General features: G+C 70.0%; 31 protein-coding genes and 2 pseudogenes. 17 read left to right on the forward strand and 16 right to left on the reverse strand.

The features are described 5' to 3' along the window. Positions 1 to 60 precede the first annotated feature (60 nt). From ACN26Y_RS08475 to ACN26Y_RS08485, 3 genes are all read left to right on the forward strand, one after another. A complete protein-coding gene (locus ACN26Y_RS08475; protein WP_155329751.1) occupies positions 61 to 984 on the forward strand; it encodes a hypothetical protein in 924 nt (307 codons plus the stop codon). A gap of 112 nt (positions 985 to 1,096) precedes the next feature. Beyond that, positions 1,097 to 1,462: a hypothetical protein gene (locus ACN26Y_RS08480; RefSeq protein WP_155329752.1), complete on the forward strand. Its 366-nt coding sequence runs from the start codon at positions 1,097 to 1,099 to the stop codon at positions 1,460 to 1,462. Positions 1,463 to 1,612: 150 nt separating this feature from the next. Beyond that, positions 1,613 to 2,638: an aldo/keto reductase gene (locus ACN26Y_RS08485; RefSeq protein WP_422734566.1), complete on the forward strand. Its 1,026-nt coding sequence runs from the start codon at positions 1,613 to 1,615 to the stop codon at positions 2,636 to 2,638. Positions 2,639 to 2,725: 87 nt separating this feature from the next. Here ACN26Y_RS08485 and ACN26Y_RS08490 read toward each other — a convergent pair whose 3' ends face one another. Together ACN26Y_RS08490 and ACN26Y_RS08495 are read right to left on the reverse strand one after the other, a co-directional pair. After that, positions 2,726 to 4,018 (reverse strand): polysaccharide deacetylase family protein, encoded by a 1,293-nt coding sequence (locus ACN26Y_RS08490; RefSeq protein WP_196255813.1) that lies wholly within the window; start codon positions 4,016 to 4,018, stop codon positions 2,726 to 2,728. Positions 4,019 to 4,348: 330 nt separating this feature from the next. Continuing rightward, the gene (locus ACN26Y_RS08495; protein WP_155329755.1) at positions 4,349 to 5,392 is read right to left on the reverse strand and encodes a P1 family peptidase; all 1,044 of its coding nucleotides are present in this window, start codon (positions 5,390 to 5,392) and stop codon (positions 4,349 to 4,351) included. A 144-nt stretch (positions 5,393 to 5,536) separates the two neighbouring features. Between ACN26Y_RS08495 and ACN26Y_RS08500 the strand changes: the two genes are divergently transcribed. Together ACN26Y_RS08500 and ACN26Y_RS08505 are read left to right on the forward strand one after the other, a co-directional pair. Next, positions 5,537 to 5,878: an MBL fold metallo-hydrolase gene (locus ACN26Y_RS08500; protein ID WP_370463351.1), complete on the forward strand. Its 342-nt coding sequence runs from the start codon at positions 5,537 to 5,539 to the stop codon at positions 5,876 to 5,878. Further along, the gene (locus ACN26Y_RS08505) at positions 5,818 to 6,153 is read left to right on the forward strand and encodes a hypothetical protein (protein ID WP_230688928.1); all 336 of its coding nucleotides are present in this window, start codon (positions 5,818 to 5,820) and stop codon (positions 6,151 to 6,153) included. Before ACN26Y_RS08500 ends, ACN26Y_RS08505 begins: the two co-directional genes overlap by 61 nt. 187 nt (positions 6,154 to 6,340) lie before the next feature. On the opposite strand, the gene ACN26Y_RS08510 is transcribed toward ACN26Y_RS08505, so the two are convergent. Together ACN26Y_RS08510 and ACN26Y_RS08515 are read right to left on the reverse strand one after the other, a co-directional pair. Then, a complete protein-coding gene (locus ACN26Y_RS08510; protein ID WP_422734567.1) occupies positions 6,341 to 6,796 on the reverse strand; it encodes a MarR family transcriptional regulator in 456 nt (151 codons plus the stop codon). 71 nt (positions 6,797 to 6,867) lie between these two features. Continuing rightward, a pseudogene (locus ACN26Y_RS08515) lies at positions 6,868 to 7,009 on the reverse strand (IS5/IS1182 family transposase); the annotation flags it as partial. Between ACN26Y_RS08515 and ACN26Y_RS08520 the strand changes: the two are divergent. The 4 genes and pseudogenes from ACN26Y_RS08520 to ACN26Y_RS08535 all read left to right on the forward strand — a co-directional run bounded on the left by ACN26Y_RS08520 (position 7,009) and on the right by ACN26Y_RS08535 (position 9,301). After that, a complete protein-coding gene (locus tag ACN26Y_RS08520; protein WP_422734568.1) occupies positions 7,009 to 7,125 on the forward strand; it encodes a DUF7008 domain-containing protein in 117 nt (38 codons plus the stop codon). The pseudogene ACN26Y_RS08515 and the gene ACN26Y_RS08520 sit on opposite strands and share 1 nt — an antisense overlap. A gap of 595 nt (positions 7,126 to 7,720) precedes the next feature. Continuing rightward, a pseudogene (locus tag ACN26Y_RS08525) lies at positions 7,721 to 7,825 on the forward strand (thiol reductase thioredoxin); the annotation flags it as partial. Between the two features lie 133 nt (positions 7,826 to 7,958). Beyond that, a complete protein-coding gene (locus ACN26Y_RS08530) occupies positions 7,959 to 8,399 on the forward strand; it encodes a hypothetical protein (RefSeq protein WP_155334000.1) in 441 nt (146 codons plus the stop codon). Beyond that, on the forward strand, positions 8,396 to 9,301 hold the full coding sequence (locus tag ACN26Y_RS08535) for an HTTM domain-containing protein (protein WP_155333999.1): 906 nt from the start codon (positions 8,396 to 8,398) through the stop codon (positions 9,299 to 9,301). Before ACN26Y_RS08530 ends, ACN26Y_RS08535 begins: the two co-directional genes overlap by 4 nt. Here the strand turns inward: ACN26Y_RS08535 and ACN26Y_RS08540 are convergent. From ACN26Y_RS08540 to aztA, 4 genes are all read right to left on the reverse strand, one after another. Continuing rightward, entirely contained in the window at positions 9,265 to 9,684 is a 420-nt protein-coding gene (locus ACN26Y_RS08540; RefSeq protein ID WP_155329757.1) for a thiol-disulfide oxidoreductase DCC family protein, read from the reverse strand. The genes ACN26Y_RS08535 and ACN26Y_RS08540 overlap by 37 nt on opposite strands. Before the next feature lie 348 nt (positions 9,685 to 10,032). Next, entirely contained in the window at positions 10,033 to 10,908 is an 876-nt protein-coding gene (locus ACN26Y_RS08545; RefSeq protein ID WP_422734569.1) for a DUF2470 domain-containing protein, read from the reverse strand. An 85-nt stretch (positions 10,909 to 10,993) separates the two neighbouring features. Continuing rightward, positions 10,994 to 11,290, reverse strand: coding sequence for a DUF1540 domain-containing protein (locus ACN26Y_RS08550; RefSeq protein ID WP_155329758.1), 297 nt, complete (start codon positions 11,288 to 11,290; stop codon positions 10,994 to 10,996). Positions 11,291 to 11,640: 350 nt separating this feature from the next. Next, on the reverse strand, positions 11,641 to 12,276 hold the full coding sequence (aztA, locus tag ACN26Y_RS08555) for a zinc ABC transporter ATP-binding protein AztA (protein WP_155329759.1): 636 nt from the start codon (positions 12,274 to 12,276) through the stop codon (positions 11,641 to 11,643). 47 nt (positions 12,277 to 12,323) lie between these two features. On the opposite strand from aztA, the gene aztB reads away from it, so the two are divergent. The 5 genes from aztB to ACN26Y_RS08580 all read left to right on the forward strand — a co-directional run bounded on the left by aztB (position 12,324) and on the right by ACN26Y_RS08580 (position 17,204). Next, entirely contained in the window at positions 12,324 to 13,190 is an 867-nt protein-coding gene (gene aztB / locus ACN26Y_RS08560; protein ID WP_155334002.1) for a zinc ABC transporter permease AztB, read from the forward strand. Beyond that, positions 13,187 to 14,377 (forward strand): hypothetical protein, encoded by a 1,191-nt coding sequence (locus tag ACN26Y_RS08565; RefSeq protein WP_155329760.1) that lies wholly within the window; start codon positions 13,187 to 13,189, stop codon positions 14,375 to 14,377. Before aztB ends, ACN26Y_RS08565 begins: the two co-directional genes overlap by 4 nt. Continuing rightward, entirely contained in the window at positions 14,374 to 15,291 is a 918-nt protein-coding gene (gene aztC, locus ACN26Y_RS08570; protein ID WP_155329761.1) for a zinc ABC transporter substrate-binding protein AztC, read from the forward strand. Before ACN26Y_RS08565 ends, aztC begins: the two co-directional genes overlap by 4 nt. Positions 15,292 to 15,371: 80 nt before the next feature. Next, a complete protein-coding gene (aztD, locus tag ACN26Y_RS08575) occupies positions 15,372 to 16,553 on the forward strand; it encodes a zinc metallochaperone AztD (RefSeq protein WP_422734570.1) in 1,182 nt (393 codons plus the stop codon). Between the two features lie 129 nt (positions 16,554 to 16,682). After that, the gene (locus tag ACN26Y_RS08580; protein WP_230688930.1) at positions 16,683 to 17,204 is read left to right on the forward strand and encodes an NUDIX domain-containing protein; all 522 of its coding nucleotides are present in this window, start codon (positions 16,683 to 16,685) and stop codon (positions 17,202 to 17,204) included. A gap of 274 nt (positions 17,205 to 17,478) precedes the next feature. Here the strand turns inward: ACN26Y_RS08580 and ACN26Y_RS08585 are convergent, their stop codons facing one another. Then, positions 17,479 to 17,871, reverse strand: coding sequence for a VOC family protein (locus ACN26Y_RS08585; protein ID WP_155329763.1), 393 nt, complete (start codon positions 17,869 to 17,871; stop codon positions 17,479 to 17,481). Between the two features lie 142 nt (positions 17,872 to 18,013). Further along, the gene (locus ACN26Y_RS08590; protein WP_155329764.1) at positions 18,014 to 18,280 is read right to left on the reverse strand and encodes a helix-turn-helix domain-containing protein; all 267 of its coding nucleotides are present in this window, start codon (positions 18,278 to 18,280) and stop codon (positions 18,014 to 18,016) included. A gap of 73 nt (positions 18,281 to 18,353) precedes the next feature. Here ACN26Y_RS08590 and map point away from each other — a divergent pair, with 73 nt between their 5' ends. Next, positions 18,354 to 19,172, forward strand: coding sequence for a type I methionyl aminopeptidase (gene map / locus ACN26Y_RS08595; protein ID WP_155329765.1), 819 nt, complete (start codon positions 18,354 to 18,356; stop codon positions 19,170 to 19,172). Positions 19,173 to 19,222: 50 nt separating this feature from the next. Here map and ACN26Y_RS08600 read toward each other — a convergent pair whose 3' ends face one another. The 5 genes from ACN26Y_RS08600 to ACN26Y_RS08620 form a co-directional block, all read right to left on the reverse strand. Then, positions 19,223 to 20,203 (reverse strand): hypothetical protein, encoded by a 981-nt coding sequence (locus tag ACN26Y_RS08600; protein ID WP_230688931.1) that lies wholly within the window; start codon positions 20,201 to 20,203, stop codon positions 19,223 to 19,225. Further along, entirely contained in the window at positions 20,164 to 20,664 is a 501-nt protein-coding gene (locus ACN26Y_RS08605) for a hypothetical protein (RefSeq protein WP_155329767.1), read from the reverse strand. The genes ACN26Y_RS08600 and ACN26Y_RS08605 overlap by 40 nt, the downstream gene beginning before the upstream one ends. Positions 20,665 to 20,667: 3 nt before the next feature. Then, positions 20,668 to 21,891: a macrolide family glycosyltransferase gene (locus tag ACN26Y_RS08610; protein WP_155329768.1), complete on the reverse strand. Its 1,224-nt coding sequence runs from the start codon at positions 21,889 to 21,891 to the stop codon at positions 20,668 to 20,670. A gap of 164 nt (positions 21,892 to 22,055) precedes the next feature. Continuing rightward, positions 22,056 to 23,429, reverse strand: coding sequence for a permease prefix domain 1-containing protein (locus ACN26Y_RS08615; RefSeq protein ID WP_422734571.1), 1,374 nt, complete (start codon positions 23,427 to 23,429; stop codon positions 22,056 to 22,058). Then, positions 23,426 to 23,800 (reverse strand): PadR family transcriptional regulator, encoded by a 375-nt coding sequence (locus ACN26Y_RS08620; RefSeq protein WP_155329770.1) that lies wholly within the window; start codon positions 23,798 to 23,800, stop codon positions 23,426 to 23,428. Before ACN26Y_RS08620 ends, ACN26Y_RS08615 begins: the two co-directional genes overlap by 4 nt. 179 nt (positions 23,801 to 23,979) lie before the next feature. Here ACN26Y_RS08620 and ACN26Y_RS08625 point away from each other — a divergent pair, with 179 nt between their 5' ends. Further along, positions 23,980 to 25,140 (forward strand): epoxide hydrolase family protein, encoded by a 1,161-nt coding sequence (locus ACN26Y_RS08625; RefSeq protein WP_155329771.1) that lies wholly within the window; start codon positions 23,980 to 23,982, stop codon positions 25,138 to 25,140. 111 nt (positions 25,141 to 25,251) lie between these two features. Here the strand turns inward: ACN26Y_RS08625 and ACN26Y_RS08630 are convergent, their stop codons facing one another. Continuing rightward, positions 25,252 to 25,779: a DUF6244 family protein gene (locus tag ACN26Y_RS08630; RefSeq protein WP_155329772.1), complete on the reverse strand. Its 528-nt coding sequence runs from the start codon at positions 25,777 to 25,779 to the stop codon at positions 25,252 to 25,254. A gap of 134 nt (positions 25,780 to 25,913) precedes the next feature. Here ACN26Y_RS08630 and ACN26Y_RS08635 point away from each other — a divergent pair, with 134 nt between their 5' ends. Further along, positions 25,914 to 26,357 carry a YbaB/EbfC family nucleoid-associated protein gene (locus ACN26Y_RS08635; RefSeq protein ID WP_196255814.1) on the forward strand — a complete coding sequence of 148 codons (444 nt, stop codon included), beginning with the start codon at positions 25,914 to 25,916 and terminating at the stop codon, positions 26,355 to 26,357. Position 26,358 lies beyond the last annotated feature (1 nt).

Below are 26,358 nucleotides of genomic sequence, written 5' to 3' on the forward strand. Positions count from 1 at the left end.
CAGGCGGAGATGCCGGCGGGCTTCAGTTCACCGCCACGGTCTTCGGCGTCGCGGCGTGACGTGGCCCAGCGGAGCGGTCCGTATCGAGGCGGCGAGTACGGTGCCACCGATCAGGCGTATGGCCGCGATCCGGGCTTGAGCGGCAGCGGCGCCGTCTACGGCGTCCCATCGGGTGAACACGGCGCCGTTCCCCGCCGCGAGCCGGAGCAGCTGTACGGAGCGGCCCGGCACCAGACCCAGGCGAGCTCCCGCAGGCCGGAGCAGGCCGACGCGGGATCCCCGGCCCGGCGCCGATCGCGCAGGCCCCTCGTCTTCGTCATCGTCCTCGTGATGCTGGTGGCCGGCGGCGGTGCCGGCTGGTATCACCTGCGAAGCGCGGCGGATGCGCCTCGCACCGAACAGGAGCGCAGGGTCGCGGACCAGAAGGTCGACCCGGTGCCGCTGACCGCGACCGAGGTCTTCGGCTCCGGGACGATTCCCGGTGCCGAGGGCCGGGGACCGTACAAGATCCTCAAGACGCAGGCGTCGACCGAGTGCAAGGTGGCCGCGGGTGGAGCCATCGCGGAGATCCTGGCGACGGCTGGCTGCACCCAGGTGGTACGGGCCACGTTGATGTCGTCGGATGGAGCCCTTGTCATCACGACCGGCGTCTTCAACCTCGAAACCGATCGGAAGGCCGAGAAGGCGTCGGTCGCGATCAAGGATGCCGTCGATGCGGGAAAGGGCCGGTTCAGCGGCCTGGTCGCGGGCGGTGCGTCGGACATCATCAGTCGTGCCGCCGCGAACGTGGCGTGGGACGTACGCGGCCACTACCTTGTGTACTGCCTCATCGCGAACGCGGACGGCAGTGCGATTGCGGCGGACGATCCCCGCACCCAACAGGTCCGGACCGACCTGGTCGAAAGGCACTTCGGCGACCTCGTGATCCAGAAGCGCGAGACCGGTACCGGTCCGAAGGTGGTGGCCTCGACGCGGCCGTCGTGACGAGGCACGTGCGACTCACCGATCGTCCTTCGCGGGCCGTCCAGGCGGGGACCGGGCGGGGCGTGGATCATGGATTTCACCTGGTCGCACCGGACGTGAGATAATCTCTACCGTGCCTATCAGCAAGACCCAACTGATCGCCGTGCTCGGTAACGAGTTGTGGTGCTCAACTCTCAGCCCCGGCGTACCCTGGCTGAGCGCCGAGCTGCGCGAGCGGATGAAGCGGCCGCGCGTCGGTGACCTGGTCGTCGAGTTCTCCGCGGGGCAGCGTGGCGACCCGGATGGCGTTGGATGGCTGCGCGGCATCGAGTTCGCGGACGGCCGCGGCGGCGACAGCGTGAACATCGATGGTCGCCGTATCGTCGATGCGTGGATGATCGAGCCGATCGACAAGCCCGGACAGACGATCCGATGGGGTAACGCGACGTTCTTCGCGGTTCCGCTGCAGAGCGCCCGACAGTGGCTGGCTGCCTCCTGAGTCGCGGCTGGTCCCGGCGCCGTCCCCGACGGGGACTGGGTAGCGGCAGGCGCGCCTGCCTCGAGCTGGTCGACCGGCGTGCCGGCCAGGATCCGACCCGAGAGGATCCTCGCTGAGGTTTCGGCTATCCTGCCCACGTGGCGGAGCGGCGTGACATTCGTGGATGACTACAGCGCGTCCCTGCTCGGCCGGCCCACTCGGCGGAGGCTGTTGGCAGCAGGCGCGGCCGGAGCGGCCACGCTCGTCGTTCCCGGGGTCGGCGGTCAGGCACAGGCCGCGCACGGTGCCTCGACCGGGTCGGTGGCAGCCCGCCGCGATGCCATCGTTCGCACCATAGGCCGTACCGGTGAACGACTTCCCGCGATCGGCCTCGGTGTCGTGCCAGGCTCCGGCACGCGATCCGGGGCCGGGCGTGCTCAGTTGCCGGATGTCATGCGGGTTTACGGCGAGGCCGGTGGCCGGGTGGTCGACACCTCCCGGCTGTACGGCGACTCCGATCCTTCCGGGGGTGAGGTTCCCACCGCTCTCGGCGCGACCAGTGACTTGTTCGTGACCCAGAAGCTGCCAGCCGCGGGTGGCTTCGAGGAGAACGACATGCTGCGCCAGTGGCGAGCTGTCAGGGCCGGGCTCGGACGCGACCGGGTCGACGTCCTTCAGGTGCCCGACCTGGCAAGCGCTGAGGTTGTCGTTCCCATGCTGACCCGGTGGAAGAGTGCGGGACGGACCCGTTACGTCGGCGTCGGCCATCATTCGACCCGGTACTACCCGGCGATCGAAGTCATGATGCGGAACTTCGATGTCGACGTCATCCAGATCCGCTACTCCCTCCTCACCCGGTCGGCCGAGGAGCAGCTCCTGCCGCTCGCCGCCGAGTACGGCATCGGCGTCATCGTCACGATGCCAATGGAGGGAGGCCGCCTGCACCGGTTGGTCGAGGGCCGTCACCTGCCGGACTGGGCGGCGGATTTCGGTGCTACGACCTGGGCTCAATTCTTCCTGAAGTACGTCCTGGCACACCCGGCCGTCACGGTCGTCCTCCAGTCCACCGGCAACCCGGCACACGCTGAGGAGAACATGTCGGTCCTGCGAGGTGTACTTCCCGACGACGACCAGCGTGCGCGGATGGTGGAGCACATGGCCGGGTTCGCCGGCTTCGCTCGTCTCGCGGACGGGTAGCGGCGCTCCGGCGAAGACCGTCGGCACGCCCACGACGTCGGTCGCTCCCACCGCCGCCACACCGTCAGAAGGTGTGCGGCGGGGTGCTCACCTCATGACTTCGGCGACCGGCAGGACCGTCATGCCCCGAACGTTGATAGCCCGCATGATCGCCGCGAAGTCGTCCCGGTGACACTCGATGTTGTCCTTAGGAGAGGTGGTGACGACGCGGTGAAAGCACAGGATGAGCCAGCCGCCGGACAGCTGCGCGCGGTCGAGGAGCCCGCCAGGGCCGGCCAGGGAAGCGGGGTTCGCCGCGCCGCTGGAAACTGAGCTGATCCCGGTGAGGGATCGGAGCCGGCGTGGCATCGGAGGCGGTGTGGCCTCACGGTTGTCGGCGGAGATGATGGACCGTCCGGCGGCGAAGTAGCGCGAGACGATCGCCTCGATACTCACACCGTCCGTTGTCTGCCCGAAACGCCCGCCGGGGTAGGCGAACGAGTCGCCGTGGAAGCCGTTCTCGACCAGCCACGCCCGCAGATTCCCCGCGTCTGCATCGACCTCGGCCGCCGTCAAACCGTCGTACCGTGCCTCGTGTGCGGCGTTCTGGTACGCGTGTCCGGCCACCTCCCACCCGGACAGGTTCTGCGCCGCCTGCAGCTGGGCCATGGTGTAGTTCCCCGGCTTGCCGATCTGGTCGGCGATCGTGTACGTGGTTGCCCGGAATCCGTAGGCGTCCATCGCTGGGCGGGCGTTGTCGAAGACGTCGGCCCAGGAGTCGTCGAAGGTTATCGACACCAGACCGTCCGGGTAGGTCACCGTCGTGTCGTCGACGAGCTCGACCGACTGCAGTCGGACGGTGACGGGACCGGTGCCGGCGTCGATCACCTGGAACCGGAGGTCGGTGAACCCGGACGTCGTGGACGGGACACGGGCGGGTGAGAGAGAGAAGGCCCCGGAGGCGGTCTGGACGTCTCCCCACTGCAGGGTGACCAGCACCCACTCGCCGGACTGCACCCAGTTCTGGCTGGTCGTATGGGTGTGGACCCGCCACCGGAAGTTGTTGGCCAGGCCGGACGTCCCGACGTAGAAGCTGATCCATCGCAGCCGGGTGACGTCGGAGACCTTGAACAGCAGACGGATCGCCTTGCCGGTCAGGTCAAGCGGCGCCCCGCCCAACCTTTGGATGTTGGCCTGGTCCGCGGTGGCTCCGTTCGCGGTGGCGCGTCCGGCGGTGTTGATCGTGGCGGACTGCGTGCCGCGTACGAACTCGCTGGTGTCGTTGAGGTTCGACCACCCGACGTTGCCGCCCGTGGCGGTCCAGCCGTGGCCCGGCTGGAAGTTCTCTCTCCAGCTCGCCGCAGCCCATGCTGGAGCTGATCGCGGTGCGATGATCGGCACTGAGAATTGTCCTCCGCGCTCACTGGACGTCCTTGCCGATCCCAGGTGGTCCCACCGGAGCCCGGCAGGCTCTGCGGCTGCACCGAGAGCCGATGCCCCCTGGGCCTGACCCGGCGGGCAGGTTCGCAAGGTGGTCTCACGTTACCTGACGATCTTCCTGGCTGGAATGTGCGGAGGCGCGAGATGCTCGACATCCGCCGAGTGCGGATGGAATGAGATAAATCGTGACCTCGAGCGTGCAGAGTTCCGAGCAGGCGAACGCCCGTCACGTGATCGACGGGAGTCGACCGGATGAGGCGTCCCCGGTGCCGGTCCTGGCCAGCCCGGGAGTCAGGCTGGCGCCGCTATCCGGCCGGCCGCTGACAACCGCCGGATCACGGCTCGGTGCGGAACGGCGTGACTGGTATGACCGCCCACGCCAGTGGTGGTGGCGGCGGTGAAGAGCGAATTGAGTAGCGCTTCCTCAACCGCGTCCATGACGGCGGCGAAGACCGGGTTGATTTCCCCGTCGGGGATCGGTGACTGGTCCGGTTGGGCCGTGCTGAACGCGATCGCGTAGTCGCCGCTGGCGTTGCTGTAGGACGCCCCGACCCGACCCATCGCGAAGACCGCCCGCCGAGCGAGGCGTCCGAGCTGCCGGGCGTCCAGGGGCGCGTCGGTGGCCACGACGATCATGCACGAGTTGCCGGGTGGCTCGACTCGGTCGGCGTCCGGGATCAGCTCGTCGGCCGGCAGCGGGACGCCGAGGGCGGTCAGCACTCCGCCGAAGTTGGACTGGACGAGGGCGCCGACCGTCGCCGGACGGTCGGCGACCCGTACCGTCCTCGACGAGGTGCCGATGCCGGCCTTGAAGCCCAGGGCCGTGGTACCGGTGCCGGCCCCGACGCAGCCCTCCGCCGGCGGTTGGTCGGATGCCCCGGTGACAGCGGCGAGCACGTGTTCCTCCGTGATCGGGCGGCGGCGGATGTCCGACAGGTGGCCGTCGTTGGTCTCGCCTACCAGGGGGTTGAACGACAGGCCGTCCGGTCGGCGGTCTATCAGGTAGGTCAGCAGCGCGTCCGCGGCCCGGAAGACGGACAGGGTGGCGGTCAGGACGATGGGTGACTCCAGTACACCGAGTTCGTCCACCTGGGTTGAGCCGACGAGTTTCCCGTGGCCGTTGCCGGAGTACACGGCGGCCGGCAGCGTCCACCGTCCGGGGCCGAGTTGGCTCGGTACGACTGCCGTGACACCGGTGTGCAGGTCGGCGCCGTCGTCGATGGTGGTGTGCCCGACGAGGATCCCGGGGACGTCGGTGATCGCGTTGTGCGGCCCGGTAGACAGCGGCCCTACGACGACCCCGAGGTCTCGGGCGCGGCGGCTGACCTGGTTCATGATGCTCCTGTCGTCGTTGTTGCCGTGCGTGCGACGCAAGGATCGTTGCGGAATTTGGCCGGTCGAGTGTGGTGGTATTCGCACGACGAGGACCACGACAACATCCAGGGTGGGGTCGCGGTTATCGCGGACGAGTCGGGAAGTGTGCTGGTCGACGCCGGCAACAGCCCGGCGGCCGCCCGGCGGATCCGAGCGGAGATCGAGGCGGCCGGACTGCCGGCACCACGCCGGCTGGTCTGCACCCATCACCACTGGAACCACGTCTGGGGGGCGTGCGCCTGGCCGGACGTGGAGGTCATCGAACACCGGACCGGTGCACGCATCCTGCAGGCAGAGGCCCGACGTCCGTGGGGGCACCGGTATCTGCGCGAGGAGGTGGCCGCCGATCTCCGCTCGGGCCAAGCTTCCGGGCCCGGGCCTGGGCGATGGTCTCCTGGGACGGTTTCGCCGTCGTGCCGCCGTGCACCGAGTTCGACGACGCGCTGACCCTGCCGGGTGGGGTTGAGGTTCGCCACGTCGGTGGCCGGCATGCCGAGGACTCGACGGTGGTCGCGGTGCCGGACTCCGGCGTGCTGCTCGGGGACTGTTTCTATCCGCCGCCGTATCATCTGCGGCAGCCGGGTGACACGTACGACGGGGAGCTGATCCGGTCGCTGCTCGACGAGGGCAAGTTTGGGCGCTTCGACTGGTATGTCGACAGCCACAATCATCCGCGCACCGGGCAGGAGGTCCGGGAACTGCTCGCCACCCTTTCCGGCTGACCGCGAGGATGGGGATGCGTCCCGTCGGATGGCGGTCGAACCGCCCGGTCACCGCCAGGGTGTCCAAGGTCTCCGGTGTCATTCTTCTTGGTCGATGAACCATCTACCGGAGACCTCGCCCATTTCGATCTCCGACCCGCGCCCAGTTCGTCAAGCCAGCTCACACGCCACAGCCGACGTCGAACACCTAGGGGAGGTCGCCGTTACCACCCAGGTTGGCGATCATGCGGCGCAGGACGTTGAGGGCCGCGACGTACTCGGCGGTCCCGATGCCTTCGTGTATCTGCTCGTGAGCCCGTGCGTTTCGTGCCTTGGCGCGGAGCCGTCCCGCCTCGCCCGGCTCGGTGAGCGTCAAGGTTCCCCCGTTTTCCTTCATCCATCCACGAGCGATCAGGTCGTTGAACACCTCGTCGAAATCGATACCGAGGTCATCGAACGGGGCGAGCCGTTCGGCGAGGTCGGCGCGGCTCCAGGTGCCGGGGGAGCCAGCGACATGGTTGAGCGTCCACCAGTGCGGCTGGGTGAGATCCTCCACAGCGAGCTCCGCCCGGATGCGTCCGACCACTCTGCGGTATGCCTCGCCGCTCCAGTAGCCGATGGGCTGGGAGGCAAGCTTGTCTTGGGAGTACTCCTTCAAAACCACGCTCATGGCTCCTTCTGACCAGTTCCACAGACCTCGCCACGGTAGAAGTTCAAGGAAGCTTGAGGTCAAGTCGGACTTGTTGAGGAGACCCTCTTGCGGACGCCGGCGGGATGCTGACGCGCCCGCGCGATCGACGAGTCGACGCTGATCGTCCACTGCACCGGTATCCCGTCGTCATGCACCTTGCGTCGCGGCCAGGATCCGATCCCGCGTTGCCCAAGGAGCGGTTCGTCTCGTACGCAGGTGCCAGCCGCGACGGTGGCCCGTCGCCGCTGGTCGGCTGGGCGGGCTGGGACCACCGCGAGCAGGCCAAGCCCTCACGACGCTGATCGTGGCCTGGGAGCAGGAGGACGGCTGGGCCGCCGACCGGCTGTTCGCCGTGCGGCAAGTGTCCGCCCGACGGCAGAGCGAGTAGCGGCTGCCCATCAAGGCTCGACCAGCGGCAGTCGCTACCGCGCGAAACCGACCGATACATATGAATGCAATCGTGCCACTCAGGTGGCACATTGCATGGGGGAAGCGCGGTCTAGCGTCACGTTCCGCCGACAATGCTACATACCGAATCTGGACAAGCTGGCACAAGCGCAGGTTAGGGGCAGCCTCCCCTTCCGCCTACGGATCAAGAAGGTTAGGGGTTCGAGTCCCTTCGGGCGCGCAAGATTACAAGGGCCTGACCTGCGGAAACGTGGGCCAGGTCCCTTTGCTTGTTCGTCCCTTGTGGACCTGTGGCTGCTCGGTGGCTGCTCGTCCGACGAGCATCCCTACGTCCCGGCCCGTCCGGTGGGGTGCGGGTGGGTCCGGGTTGGTCTTGGCAGCGGGGGCGAAGTGGATCACCGATTCCAGCGGCAAACATCGATGCTTGCGGGCGTTTGAGCGTGTCTGTCGATGGCACATCGGCGTGCGATCGAGGCGAGGGCAACAGCGGCAGGTTCAGGCGGCCTCCCCGAATCGGCCCTGGAGAACCTCATCCAGCAGGTCGAGGCGCTCGACATGGAGGACGTCGGCAAGAAGCTGGCCGTGCACAAGCACGGAGCTGACCAGCCACCGCGGCCACGGCCGGGCCCTCGGCGGCCACGGCGGCCAACCCGGGCGACTCGGGCGACCAGGAGTGACCGCCGGAGGGACCCCCGGGGGCCGCTGCATCCCGTAGCGTCACGACGCGATGGAGACCTTGACCACCCGCGGTCGCGCGGCCCGATTCGCCGCCACCGCACTCGGTCTGGCCTTGCTGGTGGCCGGCACCAGCTGGGGCACCGACGACCACTTCCCGTTCGGGCCGTTCCGGATGTACTCGACGTCGAACCCGCCGGACGCCCCGGCACCGGACACGCGGGTGGAGGGCGTCGATTCCACGGGCGCGGTGGTCGGCCTCGGCCAGGAGGCCACCGGCATCCGGCGGGCCGAGATCGAGGGGCAGCAGGCCCGCTACGTCGCCGACCCCGCGCTGCTCGCAGAGGTGGCCGACGCGTACGCCGAACGCAACCTCGGCGCGGCGAAGCTGGTCGAGGTCCGCATCGTGATCCGCTGGTACGGCATCCAGGAGGGGCGCCCGACCGGCCGCTGGACGGACGAGACCGTGGTCAGCTGGCGGGCGGGCCGATGAGCCGCTGGTTGACCGAGCCGGTCCCGCGCGGCCGGGTCGCCGCCTTTCGTACGCTGATCTATCTCTTCGTCGCCGCGGACCTGGTGGTCTTCACCCCGTGGGTGCGGACCCGGGTCGCGGTACCCGGCGAGCTCTACCAGCCGCTGCTGATCGGTCGGCTGCTGCCGCTGCCCACGCCGACCCCGGCGCTGGTCGCGGTGATCTTCTGGGTCCTGCTGCTGCTCGCCCTGCTCGCCGCCACCGGCCGGGCACCTCGACTGCTGGGCTGGTCGGTCTTCGCGCTCTACCTCGAGTGGATGATCGTCGCGATGAGCTACGGCAAGGTCGACCACGACCGGTTCGGCCTGCTCGTCGCCCTGGCCGTGCTCCCCACCGCCGGGCGTGCCCGGCACGGGGACGCCACCCGCACCGAGGCCGGGGGCTGGGCGTTGCGGGCCACCCAGATCGCGGTCATCTGCACGTACTTCCTGGCCGCCTGGGCCAAGGTGCGGTTCGGCGGGCCCGAGTGGCTGACCGGCTCGGTGCTGGCCCGGGCGATCATCCGGCGCGGCACCGAGCTGGCCGACCTGATCGCGCAGGTGCCGTACCTGCTGATCGTCGCCCAGTTCGGCATCGTCGCGTTCGAGCTGCTCAGCCCGGTGGTTTTCGTGCTGCGGGAACGCTGGCGGCTCGCCACGATCGGCTTCTTCTACTCGTTCCACCTGGTCACCATGGCGACCATCACCATCTCGTTCGCCCCGCACCTGGCCGCGATGACGAGCTTCCTGCCCCTGGAACGCGTCCGCCCGGTCGTCTGGGCGCGCCGGCTCCTCCGCCGACGCGACGGCGTCGACGCCGACCCGGAGGATGTGGCGGCCGAATACGTTCAGGCGTCCGCCGTGGGGCGGGCGGTCGGGCCGTAGAGGGATTCCCGCGCCTCCTGCGGCAACGAGCACGCGGCGGTGCCGCCGGGAAGCCGGTGCCGGTTGCGGGCCACCCAGCGGTACGTGGGCCAGGCGGCGGCGCGTACCGGAGGGAACCGGAGACCGGCACCGGCGACCCGCCAGAGGGGACCGCTGTCGCCAAGCAACCGAGCGATCGCGTCAGGCCCGGCGGCGCGGGACCCGTCGGCGCCGACCCACTGCACCGCCGCCTCGCACTCGGCCTCGGTCAGGCCGAGCGCGTCCAGGTCGGCGAACTGCCAGGGCACGACCCGCGCGTTGGTGGGGATCCGCCGCTCGATGAACTCGGCGGACTTCGTGCAGAAGGCGCAGTCCCCGTCGTATACGAACGTCGACCTCTCCATGCCCCCATCCTCCACATACCAGTGCTAACCGTGAAGGGCTGTTTCCTGGCGAGAAGATCACAGCGGTAGCCGAGCCGGACTACCGGCGGCAGTCGCACACCTTGCGCTTGCAGCGATCCTCGCTTGGATCACACGACCGGGAGGGTGCAGCGTCCTCGTCGATCAGCTCTGTGACGATCGGCGGGCGGCACTGGGCCCTGTAATGAGCCTGGTGCAGGCCGAGGAACTGCCGGTGTGGACCGGCTAGCGGTCCATCACGTAACGCGTGGCCGCGTGCCATCCATGTGCCAGCATCGCCCGGGTGTTCTCGCCACTGGCCTGTTCACCGCCCGGACGTCACCCGCACGGTCACCGGGCGCGTAGGTCGCAGTCGCACGCGGCCGCCGGAGGTCGCTCCGTGTTGGCCGGGCGGGATGGCCGCGCGGATCGGCGCTGTGCCGCCTCGGCAAGCAGCGTACGCAGTCCTTCGGCGAGGCCGGCACCCTCGGTGACGCGGCGGGCGAACGGCAGCCGGACGTCGGTGTGTCCGTGCGATGCTTCGGCGCGGAGCACCACGCCGTCGGCGTCGACCGCGACCGGTAGGACCCGCGTCGACCTGGCGGTCAACGCCGGATCGAGCAGTGTCGCGAGCTGGTCAAGGACGTCGCTGTGCCGCTGGGTGAGGTGCTGCAGGTGTACGGCTTCGACGGTGGCGAGCGGGTCCGGCCGCGCGGCACGATAGGCGCTGATGCTCACGGTGGCTTCGCCGCGATCGCGGGTGAGGCCGACCTGGACCGGTTCGACGGCCCACAGCGCGACGGGGGGTAGGTCGAGCAGGGACATGACGGTGTCGCTGTCGCACGAGTCCAGGCTCGCCGGGTCGAACCGGCGGGCCGTACCCAGCACCCGAACTCGGGCCCGTACCCGCGACCGTACGGCGACCGGGACGAGCTGCGTCACGTCGAGCCGTACCGCCCCCGGTCGACCGCGGGCGGCAACCAGCAGGCCGCCGGTCCGGGTCATCGCGTCAACCGCGAGGACCACCGTGCCGTCGGGTAGGACGGTGTGCGATCCGATGAGGTCGACGGTGGCGTCGTCAAGTCGGAGCCGCAGGGACGCGGCGGCGGACAGGGCGGAGCGCGCAGTCACGGCGCCCGCCGTCGACGCGTCGGTGGCGGGCGCCGCGTGCGCCAGGTCCGCTGGCCGCCCGGCCGGGTGGAGCGCCATGTCAGTCCCCTCGGCCATGAAGTGCAGGTGAGTTCGGCCTAGGAACGTGACTGTAGTAGGCAGCCTTACCTTGCCAAGGCGGCGTCGTGCTGGGCCACCCTCGTCAGGCGGGCTGGTAGGTGAGGCAGTCGCTGGCGGTGGCGCCTGGACCGACGGTGATGGACTCGGCCGTGCAGGCGAGGTTGGTGTTGTAGACGCACTCGGAACGCGCGCATGCGCCCACGGAACCGGTCACCTCGGCGATCCCGCCCTGTACCGACGACTCCACGAACGTCGCGCAGGATGCGGCCGCACCCGTCGACGCGACGGTGATCGCCGGAGCGTGGCAGCCATTGTCGTTGAAACTGCACGCGGTGGCGGCGCATTCGCGGACCGGCGGCGACTGCAGCAGGGTTTTCATTGGTGCCTCCATATCGTGAGGGCCGCCGGGGTGGAGGAACGCCCCGGCTCCGCGTACTGGTCTGTCAGTCCCTCATTGCCACAGCGGCGAAAGGCAAACCTTCGCCGGTCGGCGTCCTGGAATCTATCCAGAATGACCAACACTGTAGCAACGAACCATCGTCCGCAGCGGCCCGTCGCCTTTCATCATGCGGAAAACGCCGTGCCGAATGAAGGTAGCCTTACCTTTCTTAGGTCAGTCTTGCTTTACCTGCCACAATCGGTGTACGGCTGATTACCGCGATTGAAACTGGGCAGCTATTGCCGGCTCCGACGAACAATCGTCAGGTGCCACATTCCAACATTTCATCGTCACCGCAGGGGCGTCGGTGTTCGCCCCTCGAGGCGGATGATGTGCTCGGCGAGTGCGGTCTCGGTGGGGTCGTGGCTGGCGATGACCACCGCCGCGCCGGCGGCGACGCGTTCGGCGAGCAGGTCGTGGACCTGTCGCCGGCTGCCGGTGTCGAGGGCGGTTGTCGGTTCGTCCAGGACGTAGATGTCGGCGTGCTGCACGAGCGTCTGCGCGATGAGGGTGCGCTGGCGCTGGCCGCCGGAGAGTTCGCGGAGCCGCCGGCGGGCCAGGTGGGCGATGTCCAGCCTCTGCATGATCTTCGCTACCGATGCGCGGTCGTCCCGGCTGAGGCGGTGGCGCAGGGTGAACCGTCCGATCTGCACACATTCGGCGACGGTCAGCGGCAGGGCGTCGATGTCGCTGGTGCGCTGCGGCAGCAGGGCGAGGCGGGTGCCCGGTCGACGGTGGACGCGTCCTTCGGTGGGCTGTGTGACGCCCGCCAGTAGGTGCAGCAGCGTGCTCTTGCCGGTGCCGTTCGCGCCGGTGAGGGCCAGCATGGATCCGGCTTCGGCCCGCAGGCTCACGTCGTGCAGGACGGGAACGTCGGCGTAGCGGAAGCCGATGTGCTCGGCGGTCAGGACATCGGCGCTCAACACATCCCCTTAACAACAATGGTTGTCATTTCAGTATAGTCGACCGGGTGATGTCGTCCCTGATCGAGCCGTTCACCGTCTCCTTCGTCGTCCGTGCGCTCGTCGGTGGCGTGCTGCTGGCCGCGGCGTGCGCGCTGGTCGGCGTGTGGGTGATCGCCCGCGGGATGACGTTCCTGGGGGAGGCGATGAGCCACGGCATGCTGCCGGGAGTGGCGATCGCGTCGATCGTCGGCGGGAACCTCGTGGTCGGCGCCGCTGCCAGCGCCTTCGCCATGGCGGCCGGGGTCAACGCCCTTCGGCACAGCCGGGAGTTCGGGCGGGACACCAGCATCGGGCTGCTGTTCGTGGGGATGCTTTCGGTCGGGGTCATCATCGTGTCGCACTCGCGGTCGTTCGCGACCGACCTGACGGCCTTCCTGTTCGGCGACGTACTCGCGATCCGGCAGCCCGACCTGCTGATGCTGGCCGCGGCCGTCGCCGTGGTCGCGGCGGTCACCGCCGCGTGCTACCGGCCGTTCCTCGCGTTGACCTTCGACCCACGTAAGGCCCGGACACTGGGTTTGCGACCGGACCTGGCCAACGCGGTGATGCTGGCGCTGCTGACCGTCACGATGGCGGTCGCCTTCAGCGTGGTCGGCACGCTGCTCGCCTTCGGCATGCTGATCGCGCCGTCGGCGGCGGCCATGCTGGTGGCGCGCCGGCTGCCCGCGGTGATGCTGGCCAGCTTCGTGATCGGCTCGGCCGCCACCCTGGTCGGCCTGTGGATCTCCTGGTACGCCGCGACCGCCGCCGGCGCCACGATCGCCGCCGTCGCCGTGCTGATCTTCTTCGCGATTCTCGGTGCACGCCGGGTCACGACCGCGCTGGGTCGACGCCGGGCGCCGGGCCCGAACCCCTCACTGGAAGGAATTTCGTGATCGTCACCAACGTCAGGGGCCTCGCCGCTGCCGCCGCCCTGGGTGTCACGCTCGCGGTGTCCGCGTGCGGCTCGTCGGGTGATCCGCCGGCCGCCGAGGAGACGCCGCACGGCTACGTCGCCGGTGCCGAGGAGGTGGCCGAGGCCCAGTCCGCCATCGCGTACCTGACCCGCGGGGCCCGGCGGCTGCACCTGCTCGATCTGGCCACCGGGTCGGAGAGGGAGGTCGGCCTCTCGCTCGGTGCGGAGCGGATCACCGAGGACGGCCGTTTCGTCTACGCCGACGACGGCAACCGAGAACTCGAGGTCGTCGACGCCGGCGTCTGGACCGTCGATCACACCGACCACGTCCACTACTACCGGGCGCCGGCCCGCTCGGTCGGCACTCTGACGCTCGACGCGCCGATAACCACGGTCGCCGGCTTCGAGGCCCACACCACCATCGGTACGGCCGACGGGATGGTCACCGTGCTCGACCGCCGGGAACTCGAAGCCGGCAAGGTCGCCACCCTCGCCACGATCGACTCTCGCAGCACCACCGCACTGGCCGTGCCGTACGCGGATCAGCTTCTCGTCGCCGTCGGCGACGATCCCGGCCGGCCGGCGAACCGGATCGTCGCGATGAACGAGCGCGGCGAACCGACCGGCGCCCTGGAGGCGCCCTGCGCGGCGCCGCGCGGCTGGGCGGTGTTGCGCGGCGGCGCGGTCATCGCCTGCGAGAACAGTCTCGTCCGCGTCAAGCTCGACGGCGAGAAGCTCACGGCCAAGACCCTGCCCAGCCCACGTGGCCCGGTCCCGACGGGCACGTTCGGGTACCGGCCGCGGAGCAACGAGGCGGCGGTCGCCGATCGTGCCGGCATCTGGTCGGTGAACGCGGCGAAGGCCACCCTGCGATACCTCCCGGCTGGAGGACGCCAGCTGGTGGCGGCGGCGTCACCGGCCGACGGTAGTACGGTGCTCGCCCTCGACCGGTCGGGCACGTTGATCAGCTACGACCTCGGGACCGGAAAGGTGCTCGCGCAGACGTCCGTGCCGGCCGCGAACCTGACCCTGGATGTCGACCGTGCCTACCTGGCCGAGCCGGCCGCCCGGCTCATCCACGAGATCGACTACCGCGACGGACTGCGCACCGCCCGCAAGCTGCGGGTCACCGAACGACCGGACCTCGTCGTGGAGGTCGGTCGATGAGGACCAGGAGACTCTTGGCAGCGCTCGTCGCCGCGGCTGCCCTGCTGGCCGGCGGCGCCGCCTGCACCTCGCCGACGCGGACTCGCATTGTCGTGACCACGAACATCCTCGGGGACGTCGTCGCGGAGATCGTCGGTGACCAGGCCGAGGTCAGCGTGCTCATGAAGCCGAACGCCGACCCGCACTCGTTCGCCATCTCGGCACGGGAGGCGCACGCCATGCAGACGGCCGACCTGGTCGTCTACAACGGTCTCGGCCTGGAGGAGGGCGTGCTGCACCAGGTGGAGGCGGCGAAGGCCGAGGGTGTTCCCACCGTGGAGGTGGGCGCGAGGATCGATCCGATGGAGTACCGGGACGGCGACGCCGCAGGGCTTCCGGATCCGCATTTTTGGACCGATCCGGCGCGCGTGGTCACCGCGGTGCGGCTGCTGACCGACGAGATCGTCAGGCATGTCGACGGCGTGGACGGCGGCGTCGTCCGCCGGCGCGCCGAGTCGTACGCGAACGAGGTCCGCGAACTCGACGCGAGGCTTGCCGAGCGTTTCGCCGCGATCCCGGCGGAGCGTCGGGTCCTGGTCACCAACCACCACGTCTTCGGCTACCTGGCCGACCGCTACGACCTCACGGTCGTCGGCGCGATCATCCCCAGTGGAACCACCCTGGCTTCGCCGAGCGCGTCCGACCTCGCCTCGCTGGTCACCGCCATCGAGACCCACCGGGTGCCGGCCGTCTTCGCCGACACCGCGCAACCCGCCCGCCTCGCCGAGGTCCTGGCCGCCGAGGCCGGCATCACGGTACGCGTCGTCGGGCTGTATTCGGAATCGCTCAGCGACGCGGACGGCGAGGCCGCCAGCTACCTGGCCATGATGCGCTTCAACGCCGAAGCGATCATCGGCGCCCTGAGCGGAACCTGACCCCTGGCGGCTTCGACATGCGGACCTCCGTGTAGGTTACTGAAAACGATTGCCAGTTGCACTAAAGAGAGGACGTTTCAGTGAACCGACCCAACAGCCGTGGTCTGGTCGCGCTCATGGCCGCATCGCTGGCGCTCGCCGCCTGCGGGTCCGAAACGACGGGCGAGAGTGGAGCCCCCTCCGCGTCGTCGGCCACCGCTTCGGTGAACGAGCCGGTGGCGGTCACCTACGAGGGCGGCATCCACGTGCTCGACGGCGAGACCCTGAAGGTGGCGCACACCGTCGCCCTCGACGGGTTCAACCGGATCAACCCGGCCGGCAACGACACCGGCGTCATCGTCTCCACCGAGGCCGGCTTCCAGGTGCTCGACGCGGCTGCCGGAAAGCTGACCGACATCACGTACCCCGGCGCGAAGCCCGGTCACGTCGTGCTGCACGGTGACCGCACCGTCCTGTTCACCGACGGCACCGGAGAGGTGCACAGCTTCGACCCGACGGGCCTCGCCGACGGCAAGCCCACCGGACGCCAGTACAAGACCGCCCAGCCGCACCACGGCGTGGCGGTCGAGCTGGGCGACGGCACCCTCGTGGTCACCCTCGGCACCGAGGAATCCCGCCCTGGCGCGATCGCGCTCGACAAGGACGGCAAGGAGATCGCCCGCAGTGAGGAGTGCCCCGGCGTCCACGGCGAAGCCGTCGCCCAGGGCGAGGTCGTCGGGCTCGGCTGCAAGGACGGGGTCCTGCTGTTCAAGAACGGCGCCTTCGTCAAGGTCAAGAGCGACCGGGCGTACGGTGCCGTCGGCACCCAGGTCGGCAGCGAGGCCTCGCCCGTCCTGCTCGGCGACTACAAGATCGACCCGGACGCCGAGCGTGAGTTCCCCGAGCAGTTCGCGCTCATCGACACCGCCACGAACTCCCTCAAGGTGGTGCCGATGCCCGAGGGCGTCAGCTACAGCTTCCGCTCCCTGGCCCGCGGCCCCAAGGGCGAGGGCCTGATCCTGGGTACCGACGGCAAGCTGCACGTCGTCGACCCCGCCACCGGCACGATCACCAACGCGTGGCCCGTCGTCGCCGCCTGGAAGGAGCCGATGAAGTGGCAGGAGCCCCGCCCGGCCCTGTTCGTCCGCGGCGACACCGCCTACATCACCGAGCCGGCCGTGAAGAAGGTGCACCGGCTCGACCTCACCACCGGCAAGCTCGTCGGATCGGTGGAGCTGCCCGCAGTGCCGAACGAGATCAGCGGAACGCTGTCGGCCCACTGACCTGGAGGCCCCCCGGCGGTAGCGGCCGTTCTGCCCTACCGCCGGGGAACTGGCAGTTCCGGCCGACAGGGAGGCACGCGGCACCGGACGAGCAGGCAGGGTTCCCCGACGGTAGCCGTCCATCCGACGATGCCAGCCGTCTGGTTCGATCATCGGATGGGCTACGCCGGTTCCTACACCTGGCAACTTCGGCAGTTGGTCGGGTCTCGACTGCTACTCATGCCCGGGGCGCAGGTCGTCCTCCTCGACTCGGCCGAACGCGTCCTGTTCCAGCGACGTCGTGACTCTGGTCTGTGGGAGATACCGGCAGGGGCGGCCGAGCCGGGAGGAAGCTTCGTCGGCACCGCCATCGACGAGGTCCGAGAGGAGACCGGACTGATAGTCGAAGGCTCCGATCTCGTTGCCTTTGGGTGCCTCTCTGAGCCAGGCGTTCACGTCATCACCTACCCCAACGGCGACCGCATGCACTGCTTCGCCATGTGCTTCGAAGCCCGACGATGGTCAGGAGTGATCGAGCCGGAGAGCACCGAGGTGCTCGACGTGGCTTTCGCTGATCCCGCTACACCGCCGGGCCCGCTGCAGGCACAGACCCGAGTTGTCCTGGAAATGCACGCCGCCTATCGCCTGACCGGCCGGTTCCAAGCCAGGTGATCTTTGGACTCATGGGCCATCCGCAGGCATGTCGGAACGAACACGCGGGCATCCGTAGCCCGGTTGCGTTCCTCGATGTAGGCCACGGTGATGACGTCGCCTCGCTGTGGCGATCCGCGCCAAGCCCACAGATTCGTTTCGTGGCCGGACGGCACCCGCACGCGGCCGACGGAACTGCGGGACGACACCATGAACGGTTCATGACGCTGATGGTGGGATGGCGTCACGCGCCGAGCATGGCATTGACGAGCAAAGGCGTTGAGCTCGGCCGAGGTCAGTGTCGGCGGGGCCCGCGGCTGTCGGACCCTGCCGGCTCCCAGAGCTGGACCACATTGCCCTCTGGGTCGCGCAGGCTGGCGAATCTGCCGTTCGGGTATTCCTCAGGGTCGACCTCGACGTCGATACCCGCACCACGCAGCTGGCCGACCATCGCGTCCAGGTCGGCCACTCGGAAGTTCAGTGACCAGGAGTGCTCGGAACCGCCGAAGTGTTCGGAGTCCGCCGACATGGCGGCCAGGACGGTCGGGCCGGACTGCTGCCACCATGAGGAAACGTCGTACGACTCTGGCGCGAGATCAACGCCGAGGTGGGTGGCGTACCAGTGATTGATTCGGTCAGGGTCGTTGGCGCGGAAGAAGACCCCGCCGATGCCGGTAACCCGTTCCACAGCCCCTCCTGGATCCGAGACGCGGTCTTGTTGTGCACCCCGCGGGCTGCGAGCCCGTCCGGGTGATCCCGGCACGCCGCAATCGTGCCGCCGTCGCATGAACGGCGACCATGTTGGCGCGCCGTACTTGGGCGGCTGGTCGCTACGACGCCTGGCGGACGGGCATGTCGGCCAGCCAGACGTCGGCCAGGTCGCTGAGGGGGACGTCGAGGGCCTGGCTGAGGCAGACCACCGTGCCGAACGCCGGCGCGGGAAGGCGGCCCGCCTCGATCTTGCGCAGCGTCTCGGGGGAGATGCCGGCTGCCACGGCCACCTCGACGAGGCTTCGGCCGGCCCGCGCGGCCCGGAGGGCGGCTCCGAGGCGTTGGCCCGCTGCGATCTGTTCGGCGGTGAGTGGTTGGCGAACCATGCCAGCAGGATATCCCTCCGAGCCTCCCGACCCGGCGTGGTATAAAAATACCGCAGACCGAGGGGAGGCTGTCGTGATCGAGCTCAAGTCCGCCGAGGAGATCGGCCGGATGGCGGTGACCGGCCAGTTCGTCGGCGAGCTGCTCGCCGAGTTGAGCGACGTCGCCGCAGTCGGCGTCAACCTGATGGACCTCGAACACCACGCCCGCCGCCGGATCAAGGAACGCGGCGCCGAATCCTGCTACTGGGACTACGCTCCCTCGTTCGGCCGCGGCCCGTTCCGCAACGTGCTGTGCCTGTCGGTCAACGACGCGGTGCTGCACGGGCTGCCGCACGACTATGTCTTGCGGGACGGCGACCTGCTCAGCATCGACATGGCGGCCAGCATCGACGGCTGGGTCGCCGACTCCGCGCTCTCCGTCATCGTCGGCACCCCCGACCCGGCCGACCTGAAGCTGATCGAGGCCACCGAGGTCGCACTGGAGGCCGGCATCACCGCCGCCCAGCCCGGCGGCCGCCTCGGCGACGTCTCCGCCGCGATCGGCGAGGTCGCCCACGCCTACGGCTACGGCGTCAACGCCGAGTTCGGCGGCCACGGCATCGGCCGAACCATGCACGAGGCCCCGCACGTCCCCAACAACGGCCGCGCCCGCCGCGGCATGAAACTCGTCCCCGGCCTCACCATCGCCATCGAGCCCTGGTTCTGCCGCTCCACCGACAAAATCACCTTCGACAACGACGGCTGGACGATCCGCTCCGCCGACGGCTCCCGCACCGCCCACTCCGAACACACCGTCGCCATCACGGCTGCCGGCCCCCAGGTCCTGACCCGCCGCCCCGCTCACGGCGTCACCTCGGCCGACCCCACCAGGAAGCCCGCCACGGCCTCCTGACCCACTGCCCGCCTTGGGCGTGACACGCTGTGTTTCGCGGATGGGGGCGTTCAGGGCAGCGGGCCGTCGGTTCCCGACTTCGCGCTGCAGCAGTCCCGGATCAGCGCGATCACGGTGTCGGCCGTCTGGTCGAGATAGCTGCGACCATCGGGAAGCCGGGTCCCCGGGCTGATGTAGCTGTCCGGACCGACGTGGGTGGCCGGGTCGAGCCGGTGCACGGTGATCTTTCCTTCGCGGTCAGCGCGGTTCCATCCGCTCCGGCGGAACAGTCGCCACCGCTGCGGGAAGATCCAGGTGCTCACTCGCTCGATCCAGTCGCCGGTGCTGGTGAGCCGGTAGAGGTGCCGGGCGTGGGAGATGTCGTTGGCGCCGTTGTGGAACCCGCCGAGAGTGATCAGCCAGAGCGGCGTGCGCAGCTGGGACCACAGCTCGTCCACCGCGCCGGTGGCGACCTGCGCGCCGCCGCTGTAACTGAGCATCACCACGGGGATGCCGCTGTCCCGCCGGTAGCCGGCGAGCCGGAGCTGGGTGGCGATCTGCGTTCCGACGGCACGGTTGTACAGGGGACGGTACCGGCGGTCGGCGGCGACGAAGATCTGCATCACGTTGTGCAGGAACAGCAGCAGCCCGACGTGGCGACGCACCCACTTCCACACCGGCCGGTCGGCTAGCGGGTGGGCCAGCGGGGAGTAGGGCTGCACCTGGCCCAGCACCCGGAGTTCCGGCGCGCCGTTGATCAGGCACTTGACCAGTCGGCCGCCGTCACGGGTGTCGTGGAAGCGGCGTTTCCCGATGCCGTCCAGATAGACGAGGTAGGCGTCCGGTGGGCGGTCCGGGTCCGCGCCCCGGGCGTACGGCATGCCGGTGGGGAGGTCGGTGGTGGGAGCCCGCCAGCCTGCGGCATAGGCGAGCACCTCGTAGCGGGCGAGCAGAGCCTCGGCGAGCAGGACCGGTCCGAGCCCGGCGAGCAGCAGCAGGAGCGCGAACTCGATCATGTCGCTGGCTTCGGTGCTCTTGTCGTTTGGAGCCACACGACCAGTCGGCGGACGCCCTCGACGGCAACGGCGAGGCCGACCCCTGCGACGGCTACACAGCCGGCTGCGTCCCACCAGTCGATCCCGGCCACCGTGGCGAGCGCACCGGCGAGGCCGGCCCCCACTCCCAGCATGAGCACGAAGTGCAGCAGCGGCCCGAGCAGCGGGAACGCGAGGACCGCGGCGAGCAGCAGCGGGGCGGCCAGGCCCGGTGTCCAGACCAGCGCGGCCTCGTCGGGCGGTTCGGAGGGTGCCGCGGTCAGCACCAGCTCGGCAAGGGTCCACGCGGACAGCGGCCAGAGCGCGAACACCGCGCCGTCGACCACCGCGCCGGCCAGCATCAACGCGATCACCCTGGTGCGCGACGCGCCGGACAGACGGGCCACCACGGGTACCAGACGGCCGGCGGCCTCGGAGAGCCCGGCGAACAGCAGAAGGATGGCGACGAAGGGGGACATCGGTCAGCCCTGCCGTCGCAGGTCGCCGGATCCCGACCGAGTGAGCGTCCCGGCCTGCTGCGCATAGCGTTCGAGCTCGTCGGCGGCGCGCGAATAGCCGCCGGCCTGACGCTGGGCAGCCTGGAGGGTGCTCGCGGCGGCGCGGAACCGGGGCTCGTCGAGCAGACGTCGGGCGGTGGCGCGTACGACGTCCACGGTGACGTCCTCGGTGCGGATCGAGAGGCCGGCACCGAGTTCGACGATGCGGGAAGCCACCAACATCTGGTCGGCGCCCTGCGGTACCACCAGCATGGGGACGCCGGCGTACAGGGCCTCGTTGACGCTGTTCACCCCGCCGTGGGTGACGAACAGCGCCGCGCGGGCCAGCACCTCCGGCTGCGGTACGGACCGGTGGGCGATCACGTTGGCCGGCAGCGGGCCGAGCGCGGCGGGATCGGTGTTCCCGGTGGAGACGATCACGGTGCCGCCCAGCGGGGCGAGCGCGTCGGCAAGGCCGCGCAGCAGTTGCGGGTCGGCCTTGAACACCGTGCCCAGCGAGGCGTACAGCACCGGATCCCGCAGTCGGTCGATCGGGAACGACGGGTCGGCCGCGCGGGCACCGACACTCGGGCCGACGAACCGGTAGGACTGGTCGAAACTGTCGGCCTCCGGGTGGAACGCCCGCGAGGTGTAGACGAGGTTCAGCGGCTGACGGATGTTCGCCAGGTCGATCAGGGGCACCCCACGCGTGTCGTACCGGCGGCGCAGCTCCCAGCGCGACTTCAGGTACCCCCCGGCGTGGCGGGGTCGGGCCGCCGCGGCGGCCAGCAGCTCCCAGGAGGCATGGGTGGGGCTGGGCACGTGTCGGTTGAACGCGAACGTGGTGAACGACGAGGCCGCCGGCACGTCGAGTTCCCGGGCGGCCACCGGCCCCCACGGGCAGAGCGAGTCGTGCACGATCAGATCGGGCCGGGTGCCGCGCAGATCGGTGAGGACGGCGGGCAGCACGCGTACGGCGGTGCGCGCGAGCTGTTCCATCACCGTGACCGGCGTGGGCGGGCCAGCGAGCGGTACGTCGTCCCCGGAGTAGAGGAGCACCCGCGCGCCGGTGGCCGCGATCTTCTCGGCGTGGGCGGGCGTCGTGTGGTAGGTGACGGCGTGGCCACGACGGACAAGCTCGGCCACGACCGGCAGTGTCGGGTTCACGTGCCCGTGCATGGCGATGTTGAGGAATGCGACTGAGCTCATCGGCCGACCCTCGACAGGCGAGGAGTCAGCGCCCGGCAACACGTAACGACCACGATCCGCCTTTCTCGGTCACAGCGTAGACGCTGCCGGACGGCGGAGTGCCGTGGACCGGGTACTCGTCGGTTTCCGCAGGCAGGGTGGGAGTCGGGGCCGTTGCCGACCGGTCAGAGGTGATCGAACAACGGGGGGAGGACCAGGACCACGATCCAGGCCCACACCGCGTACACCGGCAGGTACCCGGTCTGCCACCGCTCGAGTGCGGCGAACGGCGTACGACGGCGGACGAAACCCAGCACCAGCCACGCCGACCACGCGAGGTTGGCCAGCAGGACGACGTTCTCCCCGAGGGCCGCCGCCTTGTTGGGGGTGGTGCCGTACTCGGTGATGCGCCCGGTGATCTCCACCAGCACCAGCACGTCGATGACCAGCGCGCTGACCACGAGGGCGAGCTGGAGCCGGTCGAACAGGCCGGGCGGAGCCAGCGGGTCGCGGGCGGAGATCGAGTAGAGCAGCAATCCCAGCACGACGACCAGCAGAAGGTCGAACAGGATCAGCGCTTCCCGCTCGACGTCGATGCCGGCGTTGGTCACGACGAGGGCCACGAGGAAGGCCAGCAGCGCAGCGGTGAACAGGGGGGTGAACAGTCGGGTGAGCACGGGGGCGATGTTCTCGACGACACTCTGCTTGGCCTCGACGAGCCACCCGGCCACCACCAACGCGGCCGCGGCACCGCAGGGCAGCAGCCACCGTGAGATGAAGTACTCCGGGGAGACCCCGATGGCCTCGAACGTCCCGAACATGAACGCGACCAGCACGCCCCCACCGAGGGCCATGAGGACGTAGTAGATGAAGCATTCGCCGGTGAAGCGGATGAAGTCCATGCGTCGGCGCGACGAGCGCAGGTCGTCGGCCACGTAGGCGAGACCGACGACGAACCACAGGGCGATGGGGAGATGGATGCTGGTCAGGACCAGCGACTGGGAGTCGTCCCGGAGCGGGTAGGCGTTGGCCGCCACGGCGCCGAGCGCGAACAACGCCACCAGGACACCGATCAGCGCCTTCGTGGCCTGACGGCGCCACGCCAGGAAGGCCGCCAGCCAGGGCAGTGCGAACAGGGCGGCGTTCGGGCCGTAGAAGGAGCCGTCCTCTTCGAGGCTCATCCCGAACAGCTCCGGCACCTTGACCGACGCCGCCGCGCCCGCTGCGCAGACGACCATCGCGAGCAGGTCACGGCGTGACCGGGTGGCCGCCACCGGGTTGTCGGTGTCGCCGGTCAGCACCAGTTGCTTCCACAGCCGTTCCGAATGCTCCCGGGCGAACTCGCGGGACAGGTCGTCGAGGCTGCCCATGCGTTTGACCGCGACCAGGAACGCCTCGTCGGCGCGCAGGCCGACGCCGACCAACTCGTCGACGGAGCCCCGGAGGTGGTCCTCGAGTTCCTCGGCGTCGGCCCGCTGGAGTTCTCGCCGGCGCTGCACGTACTGGCGCCACTGCGCGAACTGGGCCTCCAGGCCGTCCTGACTGTCGGCGGTGGTCATGCCGGCCCTCCTACGGGGATCGCCCCGAACGGCCTGGAATCCCCGGGGCCGTGCCAGATCTCCTTGAGCGCGCTCACCACCGTGTCCCACTGGCGGCGTTGCTCGGCAAGCTCGGTCCGGCCCTTGCCGGTGATGTGGTAGTACTTGCGCCGCCGCTCCCCCGTCACCGACTGCCAGTTCGACTCCACGTAGCCGAGGCGCTCGAGCCGGTGCAGCAGCGGGTAGAGCAGTCCCTCGGTCCAGTCGAGTTCTCCCCCGGACAGCTCGTTGATCCGTCTGAGGATGGCGTAGCCGTAGCTCTCCCCCTCGGAGAGGATGCCCAGCACCAGAGGTGTGGCCGAGGCGGCGACCAGATCCTTGGTGACCCTCATGAGACCTCCGAGCCGTAACCCTAGAACTGCAATGCATAGTAGTCCTAGGTATCGGCGCGGCGCCAGGCGGTGCGGCGACGCACGATTTTCCGAGGTGCGCACGTTGGAAGGTGCGCGGTCCGCGTACGCCGGCCGACGATGAGGGCTCTCGTGCGTGCCGTGACCGGGGAGGCGCTGGGATGGAGCCGTTCCGTATCGAGATTCCGCAGGCCGAGATCGACGATCTGCGCCGGCGCCTCGCCGACACCCGCTGGCCGCCCGAGCCGGGCGTCGACGGTTGGGAACGCGGCGTGCCCCAGGGGTACCTGCGGGAGCTGACGGAGTACTGGCGGTCCGGGTACGACTGGCGGGCGGCCGAGGCGGAGCTGAACCGGTACCCCCAGTTCCGCACCGAGATCGACGGCGCCACCGTGCACTTCCTGCACGTCCGGTCCCCCGAGCCGGACGCGACGCCGCTCGTCCTCACGCACGGCTGGCCGGGCAGCTTCCTGGAGTACGTCGACCTCATCGGGCCGCTGACCGATCCGCGTACCCACGGCGGCGACCCGGCGGACGCGTTCCACGTGGTGATCCCGTCACTTCCCGGGTACGGCTTCTCCAACCCCCTCACCGAGACCGGATGGGGTGTGCCCCGCATCGCCCGGGCGTGGGCGGAGCTGATGAGCCGGCTCGGATACGACCGCTACCTGCCGCAGGGCACCGACTTCGGGTCCTGGGTGACGGTCACCCTCGCCGCGACGGACGCCCGGCACGCGATCGGCGCGCACGTCAACTTCCTCATCACGCCTCCTCCCGGCGACCCTCGGGAGCTGGGCGCGCTCGACGAGGACACCGGCCGGCGGCTGGCCCGGCTGGGGCGATTCCTCGCCGAGGAGTCCGGCTACATGAAGCTCCAGGCGACCCGGCCGGTCACCGTCTCGTACGCGCTCACCGACTCGCCCGTCGGGCAGCTCGCCTGGATCGTCGAGAAGTTCAAGGAGTGGACCGACTCCGGCAAGAGCCCCGAGGACGCCGTCGACCGGGACCGGCTGCTCACCAACGTCTCGCTCTACTGGTTCACCCGCACTGCGGGCTCCGCGGCCCAGCTGTACTTCGAGACCGCCGACATGCTCCCCGTCAGCGACGCGCCGCGACGGCAGCCCCCGGTGCCGGTGCAGTTGGGGGTGGCGGTGTTCCCGCACGACCCGTCGCAGCCCGTCCGGGCCTGGGCCGACCAGGCGTTCCCGAACATCGTGCGGTGGACCGAGTACGAGCGGGGCGGCCACTTCCCCGGGCTGGAGCAGCCCGGCCTGCTGGTCGACGACATCCGCCAGTTCGCCCGGGCTCTCGGCCGCGGCTGACGCACGGCCGAGCAGGCCCGGCCGCGACCGGGCGGGCGCGGCACCGGCACCGCAGGGACAGCTCGGACCACACGCGGGAACCGCCTGACCGGACGGCGCGCCGGCGTACGCTCACGCGCCCGGCGCGCCGGTCTGCCGGGCCTCGGCGACCGCCGCCTCGACAGACCGCTCGGCCGCCGTGGTGCGCTGCACCACCTGCACGAGGACCTGCTTGACGCTCTCCAGCCCCTGTAGCAGCGGCCCCGGCTGCCCGCCCTGCAGGACCAGCGTCACGAGCCGCTGCGCGTCGCCGACCTGGCTGACGGTCGCGCTCGACGCCGCCCGCGCGCCGACGATGCCGTCCCGCACCGGGCCCAGCCCGGCGACCGTTTCTTCCGGGGTGGCCTCACGGGGAACGGCCGCCGTCGCCGTCGCCGCCTCACCGATCGACGTGGCGAGGCCGCTCAGCCGCCCCTGGACGGCGGCGATCGCACCGCGTACCCGTGTCATTCCCGCCGCGACCGCCGCGAAGCCGGCGCCGGCGGCGCGGAGCGCGACCTCCTGGGCCTGCTGGTCGGCGGTCGCGGTCAGCGCCTGCGCCCGCTCGACGCCGGCCGACAGGGTACGGAGCTGGACGGTGATCTTCTCGATGTGCGACACGGACGGGTTCCTCCAGTGCACGACGGGTGACGACGGACGCTCCACAGACGACATCGGGGCTGCGGCGGCGCTGTGCCCGTTGGTAGTCTCGCGCGTCCTGGGGAGAGACGGAAACGGACCGTGGGGTGATGGGCATGGGGGGCATCGATCCGTCCGGGTTGGGCCGGTCGCTGGAAGAGGCGATGCGGCTGCTGGGCCAGGCCACCGGCGCCGGCACGGTGCAGCCGGGCGGGCCGGAGAACCCACCGGCCGCCGAGGAGATGGTGGGCCGCGGTGCCGGCGGGGACGGTCTGGTCGAGGCGGAGGTCTCGGCGTTCGGCCGGCTGGAGTCGCTGGTGATCGACCCGAGCCTGCTGCGTGCCGGCACCAGCGCCATCGCCCAGTACGTGGTCGAGGCCGTACGAGCGGCGCAGGACGACGAGCGGACCCGGCGCGCCGAGACGCTCGGTGCGGCGGCGGCACCGGACACGGCCGCTCTGGCCCGGCAGTTGGAGCGCGTCTCGGAGGAGGCGTTCCGCGGGTTCGACCGGATGATCAGCGACCTCGACGCCGCCACCCGGCGGATCGACCGGCGGTGAA

The organism is Micromonospora sp. WMMD558 (assembly GCF_049315255.1).
Classification (GTDB): domain Bacteria; phylum Actinomycetota; class Actinomycetes; order Mycobacteriales; family Micromonosporaceae; genus Micromonospora.